At 65.8% G+C, this 18,525-nt stretch carries 20 protein-coding genes; 11 read left to right on the forward strand and 9 right to left on the reverse strand.

What is annotated here, in order from left to right; genetic code table 11:
• Position 1 precedes the first annotated feature (1 nt).
• The 7 genes from U0C82_RS10315 to U0C82_RS10345 all read left to right on the forward strand — a co-directional run bounded on the left by U0C82_RS10315 (position 2) and on the right by U0C82_RS10345 (position 6,783).
• Positions 2–871, forward strand: coding sequence for an ABC transporter ATP-binding protein (locus tag U0C82_RS10315; RefSeq protein WP_322187025.1), 870 nt, complete (start codon positions 2–4; stop codon positions 869–871).
• Positions 871–3,111 carry an MlaD family protein gene (locus U0C82_RS10320; protein WP_322187026.1) on the forward strand — a complete coding sequence of 747 codons (2,241 nt, stop codon included), beginning with the start codon at positions 871–873 and terminating at the stop codon, positions 3,109–3,111. Before U0C82_RS10315 ends, U0C82_RS10320 begins: the two co-directional genes overlap by 1 nt.
• Positions 3,112–3,279: 168 nt before the next feature.
• On the forward strand, positions 3,280–3,861 hold the full coding sequence (locus U0C82_RS10325) for an ABC-type transport auxiliary lipoprotein family protein (protein WP_322187027.1): 582 nt from the start codon (positions 3,280–3,282) through the stop codon (positions 3,859–3,861).
• A gap of 7 nt (positions 3,862–3,868) precedes the next feature.
• Positions 3,869–4,399, forward strand: a complete 531-nt coding sequence (cobU, locus tag U0C82_RS10330; protein WP_322187028.1) for a bifunctional adenosylcobinamide kinase/adenosylcobinamide-phosphate guanylyltransferase — start codon at positions 3,869–3,871, stop codon at positions 4,397–4,399.
• Positions 4,400–4,595: 196 nt separating this feature from the next.
• Positions 4,596–5,015, forward strand: coding sequence for a GNAT family N-acetyltransferase (locus U0C82_RS10335; RefSeq protein ID WP_322187029.1), 420 nt, complete (start codon positions 4,596–4,598; stop codon positions 5,013–5,015).
• A gap of 40 nt (positions 5,016–5,055) precedes the next feature.
• Positions 5,056–5,694, forward strand: coding sequence for a cob(I)yrinic acid a,c-diamide adenosyltransferase (cobO, locus tag U0C82_RS10340; protein WP_322187030.1), 639 nt, complete (start codon positions 5,056–5,058; stop codon positions 5,692–5,694).
• Between the two features lie 135 nt (positions 5,695–5,829).
• Entirely contained in the window at positions 5,830–6,783 is a 954-nt protein-coding gene (locus U0C82_RS10345) for a ring-cleaving dioxygenase (protein ID WP_322187031.1), read from the forward strand.
• Between the two features lie 81 nt (positions 6,784–6,864).
• On the opposite strand, the gene U0C82_RS10350 is transcribed toward U0C82_RS10345, so the two are convergent.
• Complete coding sequence (locus U0C82_RS10350; RefSeq protein WP_322187032.1) at positions 6,865–8,235, reverse strand: DUF2252 family protein; 1,371 nt, start codon at positions 8,233–8,235, stop codon at positions 6,865–6,867.
• Positions 8,236–8,507: 272 nt separating this feature from the next.
• On the opposite strand from U0C82_RS10350, the gene phbB reads away from it, so the two are divergent.
• The gene (gene phbB / locus U0C82_RS10355) at positions 8,508–9,233 is read left to right on the forward strand and encodes a beta-ketoacyl-ACP reductase (protein WP_322187033.1); all 726 of its coding nucleotides are present in this window, start codon (positions 8,508–8,510) and stop codon (positions 9,231–9,233) included.
• Positions 9,234–9,324: 91 nt separating this feature from the next.
• Here phbB and ndk read toward each other — a convergent pair whose 3' ends face one another.
• The 3 genes from ndk to U0C82_RS10370 form a co-directional block, all read right to left on the reverse strand.
• Positions 9,325–9,747 (reverse strand): nucleoside-diphosphate kinase, encoded by a 423-nt coding sequence (ndk, locus tag U0C82_RS10360; protein WP_322187034.1) that lies wholly within the window; start codon positions 9,745–9,747, stop codon positions 9,325–9,327.
• Positions 9,748–9,891: 144 nt separating this feature from the next.
• On the reverse strand, positions 9,892–10,458 hold the full coding sequence (locus tag U0C82_RS10365; RefSeq protein ID WP_322187035.1) for a DUF421 domain-containing protein: 567 nt from the start codon (positions 10,456–10,458) through the stop codon (positions 9,892–9,894).
• A gap of 141 nt (positions 10,459–10,599) precedes the next feature.
• A complete protein-coding gene (locus U0C82_RS10370; protein ID WP_322187036.1) occupies positions 10,600–11,937 on the reverse strand; it encodes a dihydroorotase in 1,338 nt (445 codons plus the stop codon).
• A gap of 110 nt (positions 11,938–12,047) precedes the next feature.
• Here U0C82_RS10370 and ygfZ point away from each other — a divergent pair, with 110 nt between their 5' ends.
• From ygfZ to U0C82_RS10385, 3 genes are read left to right on the forward strand one after another with little or no spacing between them, the layout of a single operon-like run.
• The gene (gene ygfZ, locus U0C82_RS10375; RefSeq protein WP_322187037.1) at positions 12,048–12,905 is read left to right on the forward strand and encodes a CAF17-like 4Fe-4S cluster assembly/insertion protein YgfZ; all 858 of its coding nucleotides are present in this window, start codon (positions 12,048–12,050) and stop codon (positions 12,903–12,905) included.
• Positions 12,906–12,946: 41 nt separating this feature from the next.
• Positions 12,947–13,558 carry an HD family hydrolase gene (locus U0C82_RS10380; protein ID WP_322187420.1) on the forward strand — a complete coding sequence of 204 codons (612 nt, stop codon included), beginning with the start codon at positions 12,947–12,949 and terminating at the stop codon, positions 13,556–13,558.
• Positions 13,559–13,576: 18 nt separating this feature from the next.
• Complete coding sequence (locus tag U0C82_RS10385; protein WP_322187038.1) at positions 13,577–14,104, forward strand: tyrosine phosphatase family protein; 528 nt, start codon at positions 13,577–13,579, stop codon at positions 14,102–14,104.
• Positions 14,105–14,176: 72 nt separating this feature from the next.
• Here U0C82_RS10385 and panB read toward each other — a convergent pair whose 3' ends face one another.
• The 5 genes from panB to arsC form a co-directional block, all read right to left on the reverse strand.
• Positions 14,177–14,995: a 3-methyl-2-oxobutanoate hydroxymethyltransferase gene (gene panB / locus U0C82_RS10390; RefSeq protein ID WP_322187039.1), complete on the reverse strand. Its 819-nt coding sequence runs from the start codon at positions 14,993–14,995 to the stop codon at positions 14,177–14,179.
• Positions 14,992–15,873: a pantoate--beta-alanine ligase gene (panC, locus tag U0C82_RS10395; RefSeq protein WP_322187040.1), complete on the reverse strand. Its 882-nt coding sequence runs from the start codon at positions 15,871–15,873 to the stop codon at positions 14,992–14,994. Before panC ends, panB begins: the two co-directional genes overlap by 4 nt.
• Positions 15,874–16,051: 178 nt before the next feature.
• Positions 16,052–17,356 (reverse strand): arsenic transporter, encoded by a 1,305-nt coding sequence (locus U0C82_RS10400; RefSeq protein ID WP_322187041.1) that lies wholly within the window; start codon positions 17,354–17,356, stop codon positions 16,052–16,054.
• 25 nt (positions 17,357–17,381) lie between these two features.
• Positions 17,382–18,104: an arsenical resistance protein ArsH gene (gene arsH, locus U0C82_RS10405; protein ID WP_322187042.1), complete on the reverse strand. Its 723-nt coding sequence runs from the start codon at positions 18,102–18,104 to the stop codon at positions 17,382–17,384.
• The gene (gene arsC / locus U0C82_RS10410) at positions 18,101–18,523 is read right to left on the reverse strand and encodes an arsenate reductase (glutaredoxin) (RefSeq protein ID WP_322187043.1); all 423 of its coding nucleotides are present in this window, start codon (positions 18,521–18,523) and stop codon (positions 18,101–18,103) included. The genes arsH and arsC overlap by 4 nt, the downstream gene beginning before the upstream one ends.
• Positions 18,524–18,525: the final 2 nt, after the last annotated feature.

The following is an 18,525-nucleotide window of genomic DNA, read 5'->3' on the forward strand; positions in this document are numbered from 1 at the left end:
CATGCTCGTCGAAGGAAGCGTTCCCGGGGACCTGGCCGCCTTGCCCGCCGAACGGCCGCGCGACGGCGCCGAGAACGAGATCATCATCCGGGCGCGCGGCGTGACCGTCAGCTTCGGGACAAAGACGATCCTCGAAAACCTCGATCTCGACGTGCGCCGCGGCGAGATCATGGGCTTCGTCGGGCCGTCGGGCGCGGGCAAATCGGTGCTTCTGCGCACCATTCTCGGCCTCAACCACAAGCAGGCCGGCACGATCGAGGTGTTCGGCATCGACTACGAGACGGCGAGCGATCGCGAACGCCTCGCCGTCGAGCGCCGTTGGGGCGTCCTGTTCCAGCAGGGGGCGCTGTTCTCGTCGCTGACGGTGCTGGAGAACATTCAGGTGCCGATGCGCGAATATCTGACCCTTTCGCCGAAGCTGATGGACGAACTGGCGCGCCTGAAGATCGATCTCGTCGGCCTTGCGCCGGACGCGGCCGACAAATATCCGTCCGAACTCTCGGGCGGCATGATCAAGCGCGCCGCACTCGCGCGGGCGCTCTCGCTCGATCCCGACATCGTGTTCCTCGACGAGCCGACCTCCGGCCTCGATCCGATCGGCGCGGCGGATTTCGACGAACTGATCATGACGCTTCGCGACACGCTCGGCCTCAGCGTCTACATGGTCACGCACGATCTCGACAGCCTGTTCCAGGCCTGCGACCGCATCGCGGTCCTCGGCGACCGCAAGGTGCTCGTCGAAGGCTCTCTGTCGAAAATGCTCGATTACGATCACCCCTGGGTGAAATCCTATTTTCACGGCAAGCGCGCCCGCACCATCGTCCACGATGGCGACGGACACGCGGCCGAACTGCCGAATGGAGCTGGTTGATGGAAACCAAAGCCAATTACGTCCGCGTCGGAATCTTCACGCTCGTCGTGCTGGGCCTGGCCTTCGGCTTCGTCTACTGGTCGGTGCTGGCCACCAGCAGCACGACGCGGGTTCCGCTGCTCGTGCGCATCGAAGGCTCGGTGACCGGCCTTCAACAGGGCAGCCAGGTCCAGTTCAACGGCCTGCCGGTCGGATCCGTCCAGTCCCTGCGGCTCGACCCCAACGATCCACGCGTCGTCATCGCCTCGACCATGGTCGATCCCGGACTGCCGATCTCCGAATCCACGGATGCCAGCCTCGTCGCCAATCCGTTGACCGGCTACAGCTACATCGAGATGCGCGGTGGCCAGCTCGCGCAGGAGAGCCTGCTGCAGCAGGCCGAGGAGCAGGGCACGGTCGCCATCATCACGGCCAGCCCCTCCGAAGTGACCGATATCCTGCAGACCGCGCGCGACATCGCCGAGCGGGCGAACAACATCATGACCCAGTTCGAGAGCGTGGTGAACACGGTCGGGCCGACGGTCGAAAGCAGCGCGCGCAACATCACCGACATCACCGAGAACGTCTCGCGGTTCACCGCGTCGCTCGCCGAGAACTCCGACGATATCGACAATTTCATCGCCAGCCTGACCGATTTGACCCGCAGCGCCAGTACGGTCGCCGACGCGCTGCCGGCCGCGATCGACGACGTGCAATCCATTCTGCAGGCGGTCGATCCGCAGCAGGTGCGCGAAATCGTCGACAATGTGAACGCGACGACGGTGTCGGTGCGAAACGGCGCCGAAAATCTCGACGCCGTGACGCAGTCGATCCAGGGAGCGGCGGCGGGCGTCAGCCAGATCGGCGAGGCGATCCAGCGCAATGCCGACGGCATCGACGCCTTCATCGGCAATCTCGGCCCGCTGTCGGAAACGGCGACGAGCGTCGCCACGCGGCTCGACACGACCGTCCAGTCGGCGAACGAGCTCCTGGCGTCCGTCGATGCGCAGGAAGTGTCCGACGCCGTGTCGGGGGTCGCCTCGACGGCGTCGAACCTTGCCGCGATCACCGAAACGGTGACCAACGCCCGTGATGCGATCTCGAGCTTTCTTTCCGGCGCATCGGCCGCGGCGGAGGACGTCAACCGCGTGACCTCGACCATCGCGGCCCGATCCGATGCGCTCGGCACGGCGCTCGACCGTCTCGATCCGATCACGGCATCGGTGGTCGCGGCCGCCGACAATCTCAGCCAGACCGGCGAGAAGGCCAACCAGATTCTCGCCTCCGTCGATCCGCAGCAGGTGTCCGACACGGTGACGGGCCTGTCCTCGACGGCTCAGAACCTGTCCGCCGTGTCCGAGACGATCGCCGAACAGCGCGAGGCGATCACCACCGCGGTCACGGGTGCGTCCAACCTCATCCAGAATCTGAACCGCGTCTCCTCGACCGTCGCCAACCGCAGCGACGAGATCGACGCTGCGCTCGCCAACCTCCAGCCAATTTCCGATTCCCTGCGCGATGCGAGCGGGCGCCTGTCGGCGACGGTCGACAAGGCGGGCAATTTCGTCGACCGCATCGACACCGACCAGCTCAACAATTCGATCGACCAGATCGGCAATCTCGCCGAAACCATCGGCTCGAAATCGGAGACGATCGATTCGATCATCGACGGGGTCGATACGGCGGTCGGCACGCTGACGACGGCGCTGCGGGGCTTCAACCAGACGCGGGTACAGCTCGACCGCGTCCTCACCGCCGTCGATCCGCAACTGGTCAACAACGCGGTGGCCAACGTGTCGAGCGCGTCCGGCAATATCGCCCGGGCCGCCGACAGCGTCGGGCGCGTCGGCGACATCATCAACGAGCGGCAGGACGAGATCGACGAGATCCTGACCAACGCCAATCTCACCAGCCGCCAGTTGGCGTCGGCATCGGGCCAGCTCGATTCGGTCATCCAGTCGGTCAACGGTCTCCTCAGCGGAAGCGATGCGGGGCGGCCGCTGGGCGTCGAGGTAAGCGAGGCGCTTCGGGCAATTCGCGATACCGCCAATTCCGTGCGCAGCCAAGTCGAGCCTCTGTCCGCGAACATTCAGGGCCTTTCGGATTCGACGCGCCGCGAGATCCAGTCGCTGACGCGGTCCCTCAACCAGACCGCCACCCAGGTCGGCCGCGCGGTGGAGGACCTCTCTCGCGATCCGAGCCAGGTGATCTTCGGCGGCGATTCGCCGGTCAAGACCTATGACGGGCGCACGCGTCGCTGATCGGCAACAGTGTGGCCCGGCTGTTCTAAGGGGACGTGAAAGCGCTGTTCGCTTCGGCTAAGGTCGCGGCGCGGGCCGGCTCGCCGTCGTGGGCACGGCAGGCGTGACGAACGCGGCGACGGTCTTTCAGGGTCTGCTCGTCTTTCTCTTTTCTTCGAAGGAAGCGGCATGATGCGCGTTTCGCGTCCGATCCTGTTGGCACTCGCATTCATCGGTCTCGGTGCCTGCCAGACGCCGCTTGAGACCTTCGAGATTTCCGCTCCGCGCCTGGAGCGCGCGGAAGTCGGCGCGACACGTGCCCAGTTGCTGATCCCCGAGCCGACCGCGATCAAGACGCTCGATTCGGAGCGGATCGTCGTCAAGCCGACGCCCTATTCGGTCGAATATCTCGCCGAAAGCCAGTGGAGCGACCGTCTGCCGCGCATGGTGCAGCTTCGCCTGCTCCAGGCCTTCGAGAATACCGGCCGGGTGGGCGCCGTCGGCGTTCCGGGGCAGGGGCTTGCGATCGATTACCAGATCATTCTGGAAATCCGCCGCTTCGAGGTCGATGTCGTGAACGGGCGTCAGGCGATCATCGAAATTTCCGTGAAGGCGCTCAACGACCGCAACGGCTCGGTGCGGCGCACGCAGATCTTCACCGCGTCGGCGCCCGTCGTGGGGACCGGCAACGCCGCGTTCGTGGCGTCCCTCGACCAGGCCTTCGCGAAGATCTCGTCGGACATCGTCGCCTGGACCCTGGCACTGGTCTAGCGGCGGCGTGACCGCGCTGTCCCATCTCTTCGTCCTCGGAGGCGCGCGGTCGGGCAAGAGCGCCTATGCCGAGCGCCGCGCGCGCGATACCGGACTGTCCCTGACCTATCTCGCGACCTCCCAGATCTTCGACGCCGAAATGGCCGAGCGCGTCTCCCGCCACCGGAGCGAGCGGGCCGGCGACGGCTGGACGACGATCGAGGAGCCGCTGGCGCTGGGCGAGACGCTCAGCCGCGTCGCGGTGCCGGGCGGCGTGGTGCTTGTCGACTGCCTCACCCTCTGGGTCACCAATCTGATGATGGCCGAACGGGACGTGTCGGCCGACGTCGATCGGCTGGTCGGGCTGATCGAGGGCGGGCTCGGCGGGCCGGTGATCTTCGTTTCCAACGAAACCGGCCTCGGCATCGTGCCCGACAACAAGATGGCGCGCGATTTTCGCGATCATGCCGGACGGCTCAATCAGCGGATCGCCGCGGTCGCCGGCGAGGTCGTGTTCGTCGCGGCCGGCCTCGCGCTCGTGCTGAAGCCGAGCGCCTGACCGCGCGTTCGAGAGTCCGACCTGCACATCTTCGCTCCCGGCGCACTACATGATGGGGAACGCGATCTCGCACGCTGCCTGCATCCAATCGTTGCATGAAGCCGCCCGAAGACGAAGGCACGGCTCCGACCGCTCCAAAGCGGCGGAACAGGCCGGCGCATGGTCGTCGTTCGCGAGTTACCTACGGAGGGATGCAATGACCATCAGGATCGAACGGATCGATGCGCGGCGGCAGGACGCGATGGCCGATCTGGTGCGGCCGATGGCCGAGCCGAGCGTGGCGAAGGATTTCGCCTATTCGCCGATCTTTCTCGGCCTCGGCCTCGTCGACGAGGCGGGGGTCGATGGCGGGATCTTCGCGCAGATCTACTGGGACTGGATGGTCGTCGAGAACATCGCCGTCCCGCTGCGCTGGCGCGGCCGGGGGCTCGGGCGCCGGCTGATGGAGGAGGCCGAGGCCATCGCCCGCCAGAAGGGCTGCAAGGGCGCCTGGGTCTCGACCTATTCGAGACAGGCGCCGGAGTTCTACAGGCATGTCGGATTCGAAGTGTTCGGCCGGCTTCCCAGTTATCCGGGCGATCAGGAACGGTTATTCCTGTCGAAGCTTTTCAGGTAATCCTGATCGGCAGGCGCAGGAAGACCGAGGGGCAGGACCGATGAGCGAGAAGACCAGGATCACCGACACGATGAGCGAGGACGAGCTGAACGCCCGTCACGCCGAAAAGATGAAGAAGAAGAAGGCCGCGCGCGACAAGATCGTCGCCACCAAGACGGTGGAGAAGGGGCTCGTCATCGTCCACACCGGCAAGGGCAAGGGCAAGTCCACCGCCGCCTTCGGGCTCGTCTTCCGTGCCATCGGCAACGGCATGAAGGTCGGGGTCGTGCAGTTCGTGAAAGGCAAGTGGGAAACGGGCGAACGGGCGGCCCTCGACCGGTTCCGGGACCAGGTGACGATCACCGCCATGGGCGACGGCTTCACCTGGGAGACGCAGGACCGCCAGCGCGACATCGAGGCGGCGCGGCAGGCCTGGGAACGGGCGAAGGCGATGATCATGGACGCGGAACACGACCTCGTCCTGCTCGATGAACTCAACATCGTGCTGCGCTACGATTATCTCGACGTGAACGAGATCGTCACGTTCCTCAAACAGAAACCGGAGATGAAACATGTCGTCGTCACCGGCCGGAACGCCAAGGACGAGCTGATCGATTTCGCCGATCTCGTCACGGAGATGACGATGGTCAAGCATCCGTTCCGCTCGGGCGTCAAGGCCCAGAAGGGGATCGAGTTCTAGCCGCGGGGTCCGGGCGAGAAGCCCGATAGGGCAGGCGCGATCCTTTCCGGTGACGGGCTGTCGCCGGACCTGGCGTTGTATCGCATCGCCTTCTGACCCATCTGGCGTCGTGACCAACGCAACGGAAGATGTCTCATGGCTCTCAAGCTGACCGGATTTCACCATCTGACGGCGATCACCGCCAACGCCCCGCAGAACCTTGCCTTCTATCGCGACGTGCTGGGGCTGCGGCTGGTGAAGAAGACCGTGAACCAGGACGACACGTCGGCCTATCACCTGTTCTATGCGGACGGCGACGGCTCGCCGGGCACGGACATCACCTTCTTCGACTGGCCGGCAGCGCCCGAACGGCGGGGCTCGGGCTCGGTCTCGAGGACGGGCCTGAGGATCCGGAGCACTGCCGCGATCGCCTTCTGGGAAGCGCGGCTGAAGGCGGCCGGCGTTCCCGTCGACGCGCCGCGCGAGCTCGACGGCCGGACGATTCTCGACTTCGAGGACCCGGAAGGCCAGCGGCTTCGGCTGGTGGTCGATCCCCAAGGGCCAGCCGCATCGCCCTGGACGCAGAGCCCGGTCCCCGTCGAGAATCAGATCCAGGGTCTCGGGCCGATCACCCTTTCGATCGCGCAGATGGAGCCGACCGAACAGGTTCTGACGCATGTCATGAACATGGAGAAGAACCGGACCTACACCGATGGCGAGACGGCGGTCCATGTCTTCACGATGAACGAGGGCGGCAGCGAGACCGAGCTTCACGTCGCGGTCGAGCCGCATCTGCGCCAGGCGGGGCAGGGCGCGGGCGCCGTTCATCACGTCGCGTTCCGCACGCCGGACAGAGAGGGCCTCGACGCATGGACCGACCGTCTTCGGGCGCTGCGGGTGCCGTCGAGCGGCGAGGTCGAACGGTTCTATTTCCGCTCCCTCTATTTCCGGGTTCCGGCCGGCATTCTCTTCGAGATCGCGACGGACGGGCCCGGTTTCGCGGTCGACGAACCGGCGGAGACCGTGGGCGAGAGCCTCAGCCTGCCGCCCTTCCTCGAAGGCAAGCGCGACGAGATCGAGGCCGGCTTGCTGCCGCTCGAAGCCGGTTGAGCGGCCGCCTGCGCGCCTCGATCCGCAAGACGGGCCACGCCGTTTGCCGTCGCAGACGGCCGGAGGCCGAAACCTTCGCCGTCAGCGATCCTTGCGCATATGCGTCGGGTCGATGCCGGTCATGTCCCGCATCATCGTCCAGTCGCTGATGACCTGTCTCGAATAGGCCTCGGCCGTTTCGAGAAGGGCGTCGCCCGCCTCCGCGAGGGCCGTGGCGAGCATCGTCTCGAACCGCGTCGAACGATGATCGGTGCGCGAATGGGCGTGGGCGAGGGCGACCGCGCAGGCCTCGGCATATTCGAGGAGGCGCTTGCCGGACTGCTTCGGGTGCAGGCAGATCTCTTCCGGATCGAGACTCACCGAGGCGTGGTGGCGGGAGCGGATCAGCCAGTGCGAGGACTTCCATTCCGCCTCGTCGAGAAGCAGGTCGGGCTCGCGCTGCATCAGGCGCTGCATCGCGGCCGTCAGATGGGCGGGGTTCAGTTCGTTGCGCGGATCGAGATCGGGAAAGAAGTGGAGCGCTGCGGCATGGCGCTGCTGCTTCACCTCGACGAGATGGCACAGCGGCAGTTCCGCCATGGTCGAGGCGCCTTTCGGGCCGACGAGCAGATAGTAGCGCTTGACGTTGAGCGAGCCGGTGCCCTGGCCGATACGCTCGACGACGTCGACGATCGTGTCGCCGACATATTTGCGGAAATTGCCGCGAACTTCGGCCTCCTCCTTCTTGCCGAGCCGCTTCAGCCGGCCCGGCTTGTCGCGGAACCGAAGTTCGGCCCCGTTGGCGATGACCGCCTTGCCGAGCTTTGATTTCGTCTCGAAATTCTTCCCGCCGATCGCTCTCTTGCGCGCCTTCTTCAGCGCCTTCCACAGGATGTGGTGCTTCTCGAACTCGTGCAGCACCGTCCGGCGATGCAGCGGATTGTCGATGATCGTCAGAAGCGTCGCGCGATAGGCGGCCAGGAACGCCGCCGCCGCCGCGCGGGTCTCGTCCTCGGTCGGTGCGACCAGCCCTTCCAGATCGTCGAACGCGTCGGTCGAATAGCGGCTGTCGAGGATGCCATGGGCAAGATCGACCGAAAGATGGAGGCTGACGAGGAACCGGCACACGTCCCATGCCGCATGGCCGACGCAGGCATCGTCGAAATCGTCCGGCGCGAAGATGATCAGGCCGCCGCCGGACCCTTTCTCCGTGACGAAGCCGAAATTGGACGTATGGCAATCGCCCATGATCCCCGTCTTCTTCACCGTCTCGGTCAAGGGGGAGGGCAGCGTCAGGACGCCGGTCGAAAGATCGTTGTAGAAGATCTGGACCGATCCGCGCATGAACCGGAACGGATTGAGCGACATCTTGGCGTGCTTGCGCGAGGGGTCGTCGGCGGTCGGAGCCTGATCGTCGACCCGCTCGATCTCGTTGAGGATCAGCCGCCTGCGCTCTTCGTTCCTGTCGCCCATGATGCTGCCCCGTTTCCTGCCTCGATCCTCTTCGTATCCATCTAGAACGCCAGGCGCGAAGAGCGACGTCCCGGATTTGAAAATCGTCCCGTCGAAAGAACTGCTTAGCCGAATCCCCACCGTTCGCTGCGGCCTCGTCCCCGTCCTGCGTGCACACGCCCGCCGCGATGCGGCCCTAGCCAGTGCGCACTCTCTCGCCTAGTTTCCTTGCCAATACGGGGCCGTACAGTCAGGGACCCCGTCGATACGAAGAAAAACCGGGAGGATAGAATATGGGTCGAGTTGCACTTGTAACGGGAGGCACGCGCGGCATCGGGGCGGCGATCGCCATGTCCCTGAAGGCCGCGGGCCACACGGTCGCCGCGACCTATGGCGGCGACGACGAGAAGGCGAATGCCTTCAAGCAGGAGACCGGCATCAGCGTCTACAAGTGGGACGTCGGCTCCTACGAGGCCTGCGCCGAGGGTATCCGCAAGGTCGAGGCGGAGCTTGGTCCGGTCGAGATCCTCGTGAACAATGCCGGCATCACGCGCGATGCGCCCTTCCACAAGATGACGCCTGAGCAGTGGAAGCAGGTGATCGACACCAATCTCACCGGCGTCTTCAACATGACGCATCCGGTCTGGCCGGGCATGCGGGACCGCAGCTTTGGCCGCATCATCACGATTTCGTCGATCAACGGCCAGAAGGGCCAGTTCGCGCAGGCCAACTATTCTGCGGCCAAGGCCGGCGATATCGGTTTCACCAAGGCGCTGGCCCAGGAAGGCGCCCGCAAGGGCATCACGGTCAACGTCGTCGCGCCGGGCTACATCAACACGCAGATGATGTCCTCGATCCCCGAAAAGGTCATGAACGAGACGATCCTGCCGCAGATTCCGGTCGGCCGCCTCGGCGAGCCCGACGAGATCGCGCGCTGCGTGACGTTCCTCGCCTCCGACGATGCGGGTTTCATCACCGGATCGACGATCTCGGCCAATGGCGGCCAATATCTCGACTGACCGATCGATCGATCGATTCCCGACATCGCACGAAACAGGGCGGCGCAGTGGATGCGCCGCCCTGTTTTGTTTTCGTTGGGCGATGCCGGGATCAGCCGACGACTTCTGTCTCGGAGAACCAGTATGCGATCTCCTGGGCGGCCGTCTCGGGCGCGTCCGAGCCGTGCACCGAATTTTCGCCGATCGACAGGGCGAACTCCTTGCGGATGGTGCCCTCGGCGGCATCGGCCGGGTTGGTCGCGCCCATGATCTCGCGGTTGCGCGCGATCGCGTTCTCGCCCTGCAGAACCTGGACGACCGTCGGTCCGGACGTCATGGATTCGACGAGTTCGCCGAAGAAGGGACGCTCCTTGTGGACCGCGTAGAAGCCTTCGGCCTCGCGGCGGCTCATCCAGACGCGCTTGGACGCGACGACGGTCAGGCCGGCTTCTTCCATGATCTTGATGATGGCGCCGGTCAGATTGCGGCGGGTCGCGTCGGGCTTGATCATCGAAAAGGTGCGTTCGATCGACATCGTGATTTCCTATCGGTCGTGGGAGTGAGGTTGTCGGTGCTATAACGACCATCCAGGGGGCGGGCAAGGCGGTGACCGATTTGTTCGCGCCGCCGCCATGAAACCCGCGTGGTCCGACGCTTCCGGTTGCGGCGCCGGACGCTGTCACCTGCGCGTGGCGCGCGCCTGGCGATCGTGCGCAAAGGCGTCGAACCGTCGGCGTTGCTCGACATCGTCGAGAAGGCGCGGATCGACGTCCGAGCCATGCAGGACGCTGATATCGCCGGTCGTCTCCAGAACGACCGCCCTGACATCCTCGAATGTCTTCACATTGGCCTGGCGCAGCTTGGCCAGGACGTCGTCGCGCGAGACCCGGCAGTCGTTCATCGTTTCGTCGATGAATTCGCCGTCCTTCATAAGGAGCGACGGCGTGTTGAGGAGATAGTCGCTGACCTTGTTGCGGCGATCCCGCGTGCGGGCGATGAGCACCTGCAGGCCCATCAGGACGGCGATCGCGACCGCCGTCTGGAACGCGTCCGTCCAGGACGACACGGTCGCGATGCTGGCGAGCAACGATCCCGTGGCAAGGGTGATGACGAAGTCGAACGACGTCATCTTCGAGAACGAGCGCAGCCCGACGATCCGCACGATGGCGATGATGAGGGCGAGGCCGAGGACGGAAAGCACCGCGCCCCGCACGATGCCGTCGATCATTTCGGGCAATTCGAACATGCGAGGGCCTCGTGGGTGAGAGAACCGCAGGCTTTGGCGGCCTGCCGGAGAAGGGCAGATAGGGCGTGGCCGACGGCTCTCCATAATGGCCGATCGATCGCCGTAGCTCCCTGCGTTCCGCGACGAACCTGCGGGACGGTCTTACCGAACGGGCCGGAGGGTCTCCACGAACTCGGCCGCCTCGCCCTTCGAGGGCATCGAGAGATCGCCCTCCCACATCACCCGGTTGCCGCGCACGATGGTGCCGACGGGCCAGCCGGTGACGGTCCGCCCGTGATAGGGCGTCCAGTTCGACTTCGACCCGATCCATTCGTCGCGGATCACGACCTCCCGCTTCAGGTCGACGATCGTGAAATCGGCATCGTAGCCGAGTGCGATGCGGCCCTTTCGCGACAGGCCGAAAATGCGCTGCGGGCCGGCGGAAGTCAGGTCGACGAAGCGTTGCAGAGTGAGCCGGCCATTGGCGACGTGATCCAGCATGATCGGCACCAGGGTCTGCACGCCGGTCATTCCGGACGGCGAATTGGGGTAGGCGTGCGCTTTTTCCTCGAGGGTGTGAGGGGCGTGGTCGGATCCCAGAACGTCGATGATGCCGGCCTCGACGCCGCCCCAGATCGCCTCGCGGTGCCGGATCTCGCGCACCGGCGGATTCATCTGGATCTTCGTGCCGAGCGTTCCGTAGTCGGCCGAGGTCAGCGTCAGATGGTGCGGCGTCGCTTCGCAGGTCACATTGCGCTTGCGCGTCGAGAGATAGGCGATCTCCTCGCCGGTCGAGATGTGCAGGATGTGAATGCGCGCGCCGGTCTCCTCGGCGATGGAGACGAGGCGCTCGGTGCAATTGACGGCCGCCTGGACGTCGCGCCACACCGGATGGGAGGCAGGGTCGTTCTCGATGCGCATCTGCATGCGCTCGCGAAGGCGATATTCGTCTTCCGAATGGAAGGCGGCCCGCCGCCGGGTGTTTTTGAGGATCGCGCGCACGCCCTCATCGTCTTCGACGAGCAGCTTTCCGGTCGACGAGCCCATGAACACCTTGATGCCCGCCGCGCCCGGAAGCCGTTCCAGTTCGGCGACGTCGCCGGCATTCTCGTGGGTGCCGCCGACCCAGAACGCGAAATCGCAATGCATGCGGTGGTGGCCGCGCCTCACCTTGTCGGTGAGGGTGGCTTCGCTGGTGGTGAGCGGATTGGTGTTCGGCATTTCGAAGACGCAGGTCACGCCGCCAAGGACCGCCGCGCGCGAGCCGCTTTCCAGATCCTCCTTGTGCTCGTTGCCCGGTTCGCGAAAATGCACCTGGCTGTCGATGACGCCGGGCAGGATGGTGAGGCCGGTGCAATCGATCACCTCGCCGGCCGACGAGGCGTCGAGCCGGCCGATGGCGGCGATGGACCCGTCGAGAATGCCGATATCGCGAAGTCCCTCGCCATCCTGATTGACGACGGTTCCGTCCTTGAGAACGAGGTCGTAGATTGCGGTCATGGGAACACCCTTCGCTTGTTTCCGGCCATTGACGGGGATACCTAGAGCGAAGCGCGCAAACAAGGACCGGACGACAGAGCCGGTCGCAGTCAACATGTCTGGGGCGAACAATGCCATATGCACGGCTCACCGATCGCGCCGTTCTCCTCCTCAACGGCGAGGATGTCGGCAGCTTTCTCCAGAACCTCGTCACCGCCGACATGGTCTCGATCCCCGGCGATCTGGCGCGGCCCTCGGCGCTGCTGACGCCCCAGGGCAAGATCCTGTTCGATTTCCTGGTGTCGAAGGCCGCCGCCGGCTACCGCATCGAATGTGCGAGGAGCCTTCGCGATGCCCTCGCAAAGCGGCTCGCCCTCTACAAGCTGCGGGCCAAGCTGACGATCGAACCGGGCGACGAGCCGGTCTTCGCGGTCTGGGATCTGGACGAGCCGCCGAGCGGTCTTTTCGCGGATGCGCGCTTCGGCGGCGCGCCGGTCTACCGCGCCTATGGCGAGGTGCGCGATTGCGGCGAGGAGGCCTCGCAGGACGATTTCCGTGCGGTGCGGATCGGCTCGGGCGTTGCCGAGGTCGACACGGATTTCGCCGCGAGCGAGATGTTTCCGCACGACGTGCTGCTCGACCAGAATGGCGGCGTCTCCTTCAAGAAGGGCTGTTATGTCGGCCAGGAGGTGGTCTCGCGCATGCAGCATCGCGGCACGGCGCGGCGAAGACTGATGCTCGCCACCGGCGAGCGCCACCTCACCGAAGGCGCGAACGTGACGAGCGGGGAGGCGACCATCGGCACGCTTCTTGCGGCAACGGGCGGCACCGGGCTCGTGGTCGTGCGCACCGACAAGTTCGCGTCGGGTCTGGCGAACGGGCTGCCCATCGCCGTCGACGGGGTTCCCGTGACGCTGACCATCCCCGCATGGGCCGGCTACACGCTGCCCGCCGGCGTCCCCGCGCCCGGCGACGGGGAGGTCGCGTGAGCGCAGCGTCCGCGAAAAAGCCGGCGCGCGTCTGGCAACGCATGCTGTCGGGCCGGCGGCTCGATCTGCTCGATCCCTCGCCGCTCGACGTCGAGATCGTCGATATCGCCCATGGTCTTGCCCGGGTCGCACGCTGGAACGGTCAGACGGCCGGCGACCATGCCTTCTCGGTCGCGCAGCACTCTTTGATCGTCGAGCGCCTCGTTGCGGATGGGCTGCCCGATCCGCGCTGGCGGCTCGCCGCCTTGCTGCACGATGCGCCCGAATATGTCATCGGCGACATGATCTCGCCCTTCAAGGCGGTGCTGGGCGTCGACTACAAGGCGGTCGAACTGCGGCTGCAGGAGGCGATCCACATCCGGTTCGGCCTGCCGCCGGTGCTTCCCGCCGCGATCGCGAGGCAGATCAAGGCCGCCGATCGCATCTCGGCCCGCGAAGAGGCGGTGCGCCTCGCCGGCTTCACGCAAAGCGAGGCGGATATTCTCTTCGGCCGAACGACCATCCCGCAAGCGCTGACGGACGATTTCGCACCGGCCCCGGCCAGCGCCATGGAGGAGGCGTTCGTCGCCCGCTTCGACGATCTCGTCGCCAGGGTCGAGCCGAAGCCGGACCGCCGGATCGCGCAACCGCGCACCGATATCGAAGCCCGCTGACATGAGCCCGAGCCACCCATGAGCTATCTCGTCGTCTCCTCGCTTGCCGACATGCCCGTGACGGTCGCCCGGCACGGTGCCCGCGATCTCCTGACCCTGATCAATGCGGACTCGGTCGTGCCGAGGCCGGAGACGATCGCGGAGGAGCGGCACCTGTTTCTCGGCTTCAACGATATCGTGACGCCGATCGAGGGCCTGTCGCCGCCGATGGAGAATCATGTGCGGGACCTGATCGCGTTCGGGTCGCGGTGGGACCGGGACAGGCCCCTCGTCGTGCACTGCTTCGCCGGCATCAGCCGCTCCACGGCGGCGGCCTACATCCTGGCGATTTCGCTCAATCCCGCCCTCGAGGAGATGGCGCTGGCCCGAGAACTCCGGGCACGGGCGCCTTCGGCAACCCCCAATGCCCGGCTGGTGGGTTTCGCCGACGAGATTCTGGGCCGGAAAGGCCGGATGGTCGAGGCGATCCGGTCGATCGGGAGGGGCGCCGACGCCTTCTCCGGAACCCCCTTCGTGCTTCCGCTGGAGCTCCAGCTATCCCTGTGATGTCACGCGTCGGGCCTTCGAACGATCGATCCGATGTTTTGGCCGATGCCCTGGAACCGGACGCCCGGACCTTCAACCGCGCGGTTTGTAGACATGCTCGCTCCCGGGAAAGGCGCGGGCCCGCACATCTTCGGCGTAGGCCCGGACGGCCGCCTCGATCGAATCGCCGAGCGCGCCATATCGCTTGACGAAGCGGGGCACGCGCATCGTCAGGCCCAGCATGTCTTCCAGAACGAGGATCTGGCCGTCGCAGGCGCTGGATGCGCCGATTCCGATCGTCGGGATGGTCAGCGCACGGGTGATCTCGGCCGCCAGCGGCTCGACGACGCCCTCGACGACGACGGCAAAGGCGCCGGCCTGTTCGACGGCTTTCGCATCGTTCAGGATCCTGTCGCGCGCGGCCGCATCATGGCCCTGGCTCCTGAATCCGCCCAGCGCGTTCACGGCCTGGGGCGTCAGACCGACATGGGCGCAAACGGGAATGCCACGCTCGCTCAGATGCTTGACGGTCGAGGCCATGGCGGCGCCGCCTTCCAGCTTCACCGCGCCGCAGCCCGTCTCGGCCATGATCCGCGCCGCGCTCGCGAACGCCTCCCGTTCGCTCGCCTCGTAGGAGCCGAACGGCATGTCGACGACGACCAGCGCCGATGTCGTTCCGCGCACGACGGACGCGCCGTGCAGGATCATCATGTCCAGCGTCACGCCGAGCGTCGAGGCGAGCCCGTGCTCGACCATGCCGAGACTGTCGCCGACGAGGATGAAATCGGCATGCGGGTCGACGAGCCGCGCGGTCACCGCGCTGTAGGCCGTCAGGCTGACGATGGGGGGGCCGCCCTTTTGCGCCCGAATGTCCGGTGCGCTTTTGCGTTTCGTGCCGGTCTGCGCGCTCATCGCCCGCTCTCTCCTTGCGTTCCGGCCCCCGAAGCCCGCGCTTCGCGCTGGTCGATCAGGAGAACGGATCCGAATTGGGCCGTCACGAGGATGACGACCGGCTCTTCGCCGATGCGTTCGACCGGGTCGAGATGTCTCGCCGACCTTATGTCGAGGGATTTGAGGTCGGCTAAGGGTTCGGCCTCGATCATGGCGCGCATGGGGGACAGAACGGCCTCGGGTTCCGTTTCTCCCGCCTCGATCAGGGCCGCGCCGAGCATCAAGGCTTTTGACAGGACGACGGACGCGGCGCGCTCGGCCGGATCCAGACGCGCATTGCGCGACGACAGGGCAAGACCGTCCGCGTCGCGGACGGTCGGCACGCCGACGATCTCGACCGGAACGAACAGGTCCGAGACCATGCGCCGAATGATGCCGAGCTGCTGGAAATCCTTCTCGCCGAAATAGGCGCGCGACGGCTGGACGATGTTGAACAGTTTCGAGACGACCGTGGTGACGCCCCTGAAATGGCCGGTGCGCTGGCGGCCGATCAGGTCGCTGCCCAGCGGCTCGACGCAGACGGATGTCTGCTCGCCTTCGGCATACATGTCCGAGACCATCGGCAGGAACACCATGTCGACCCCTATGGCGCGGCAGAGTTCGAGATCGGCCTCGAGCGTGCGCGGATAATTGTCGAGATCGCCCGTATCGCCGAACTGGGTCGGATTCACGAAGATTGAAACCACGACGGTGTCGTTCTGCGCGCGCGCCGTTTCGATCAGGGTCCCGTGGCCCCGGTGGAGCGCGCCCATGGTCGGAACGAGACCGATCGGACGGCGCTCGGCCCGAAAGGGCTCGAGGGCGTTCCGAACCTCGTCGATTCGTCTGAATTGCTGCACTGCGGGTTCTTCTCATTCGGTGAGGACGCGACGACTGCTGGCGAACGTTCTAGGGACTGTTGTCGCCCTTGAACAAGCCTGCGCATGAAAAACCCTTCGGATGCGCCCGCGTATCGACCGGTTGCACGTCGTGTGGCGGCGGACGCGGACCGCCGTGCGGGGACCGTCGCGGCCAGCTTTAGGAAACGATCGGGAGCCAGAGCCAGAGGGCGATCAGCGTGACGATCAGAACCGGCGGCGTCAGGGCGAGGCCGACCTTCATGTACTGGCCCCAGCTGATCCGCTGGCCCTTGCCGGCCAGGACGTGCAGCCAGAGGAGCGTCGCCAGCGAGCCGATCGGCGTGAACTTCGGCCCCAGATCGTTGCCGACGATGTTGGCGTAGACCATGAGGTTCTGCGTCAGCGCCGGCACGTCGGCCCTGTCGATGGCGAGCGCGCCCACCAGCGTCGCGGGCATGTTGTTCATGATCGAGGCGAGCACGGCGACGAGAACGCCCGTCCCGAGGGTGGCGGCGAAAGTGCCCTGCAGCGCGAGCCATTGCAGGACGCCGGCGGCGATATCGGTCAGTCCGGCATTTCCGAGGCCGTAGACCACGAGATACATGCCGATGGAGAACAGGACGATCTGCCAGGGCGCCTCGCGCAGCACCTTGGCCAGCGGCACGACGGCGCCGCGTCCGCCCGAGAACCAGCGCCCCGCCACCGCCATCAGCACGAGCGCCGCCGTGCCGGTCACGAACGCGATCGGCACGCCCAGCGGGCCGGTGACGAAATAGGCGACGAGAAGGAGGCCGAGCAACGGGAATGCCGTGCGGAAGACGGCGTCGTCGCGCACGGCCTTGCGTGGCGCTTCCAGTCGGTCCAGCCGGTAGGTTCCGGGAATGTCGCGGCGAAACCACAGCCAGAGAACGAGCAGCGTCATGGCGATCGAGACGAGGTTCACCGGCACCATCACGGCGGCGTAGCGTCCGAACGAAATGCCGAAATAGTTCGCCGTGACGATGTTCACGAGGTTGGAGATGATCAGGGGAAGGCTTGCCGTATCGGCGATGAAGCCGCAGGCGATGGTGAAGGCGAGGGCGCTGGCGGGCGGGAAATCCAGCCGCAGCAGGATGGCGAGCACGATCGGCGTCAGGAGCAGCGCCGCGCCATCGTTCGCGAAGACGGCGGCGATCAGCGCGCCGAGAAGAACGATCAGCGGGAAGAGGCGCCGCCCCCTGCCGCCGCCCCAGCGCGCCACGTAAAGGGCCGCCCAGGAAAAGAAGCCCGCCTCGTCGAGAATGAGCGAGATGATGATGAGCGCGACGAAGGTGAAGGTCGCGTCCCAGACGATCTCCCAGACGATCTCCACATCGCCCCAGTCGACGACGCCTGCCGCGAGCGCGACCGCCGCGCCGGCAAGGGCCGACCATCCGATTCCCAGCCCTTTGGGCTGCCAGATGACGAGAACGAGGGTGGCGACGAAAATCGCGAAGGCGAGCATGACGGGTGGATCCTGATGCGGGCAATCACAGGGAGCGCTGATTCACGCGTTTGGAGAGTTCCTCGGCGTTTTCGACGCGTTCGGAATAGCGATCGGTGAGGTAGGCGGAGCGGCCACGCACCAGAAGGGTGAACTTCGCCAATTCCTCGCACACGTCGACGACACGTTCGTAGAGGGCCGATGGCTTCATGCGGCCCGCCTCGTCGAACTCGAGGAAGGCCTTGGGAACCGACGACTGGTTCGGAATCGTCACCATGCGCATCCAGCGGCCCAGAATGCGCATCTGGTTCACGGCGTTGAAGCTTTGCGAGCCGCCCGAGACCTCCATGACGGCGAGCGTCTTGCCCTGGGTCGGGCGCGTGGCGCCGAGGCTCAGGGGAATCCAGTCGATCTGCGCCTTCATGATCCCGGTCATCGCACCGTGGCGCTCGGGGCTGACCCAGACCATGCCTTCCGACCATTCGGCCAGGTCGCGCAGCTCCTTCACCTTCGGATGGTCGGGTTCGGCGCCATCGGGCAACGGCAGACCGCGCGGATCGAAGCTGCGGACCTCGCAGCCGAACCAGCGCAGAAGATGCCCGGCCTCCTGCGACAGGAGCCGCGAATAGGAGCGTTCGCGAAGCGAGCCGTAGAGAACCAGAATGCGCGGCGCGTGCTGCGGATCGCCGGGGGCGACCAGTGCTTCCCGGTCGATCGGCCGAAGCTGCCCGGATACGATATTGGGAAGGTCGTGGATGGAACCGCTCATTCAGCCGCGCCCGGTGCACCACGGGCGGTGACCGTCTCGCCGTCTTCCTTGGTGAAGCTGGCGACGGGATCGGGCAGGAGCGCGAGCACCTTTTCCGACGGACGGCAGAGCGCTGCGCCCCTGTCGGTCACGACGATCGGCCGGTTTATGAGGATCGGATGGGCCATCATGGCCTCGACCAGCGCCTCGTCGGAAAGCGCCGGATCGTCGAGGCCGAGTTCGGCATAGGGCGTGCCTTTTTCGCGCAGGAGATCGCGCGGTGCGATCCCCATCGCGTCGATGAGGCCGAGCAGCGTCTCGCGGCTCGGCGGCGTCTTCAGATATTCGACGACCCGCGGCTCCTCGCCGGACTGGCGGATCATCTCCAGCGTATTGCGCGAGGTCCCGCAGGCGGGATTGTGATAGATCGTGATCGTCATGC

The sequence above is a fragment of the Fulvimarina uroteuthidis genome, from assembly GCF_034321785.1.
Lineage (GTDB): Bacteria > Pseudomonadota > Alphaproteobacteria > Rhizobiales > Rhizobiaceae > Fulvimarina > Fulvimarina uroteuthidis.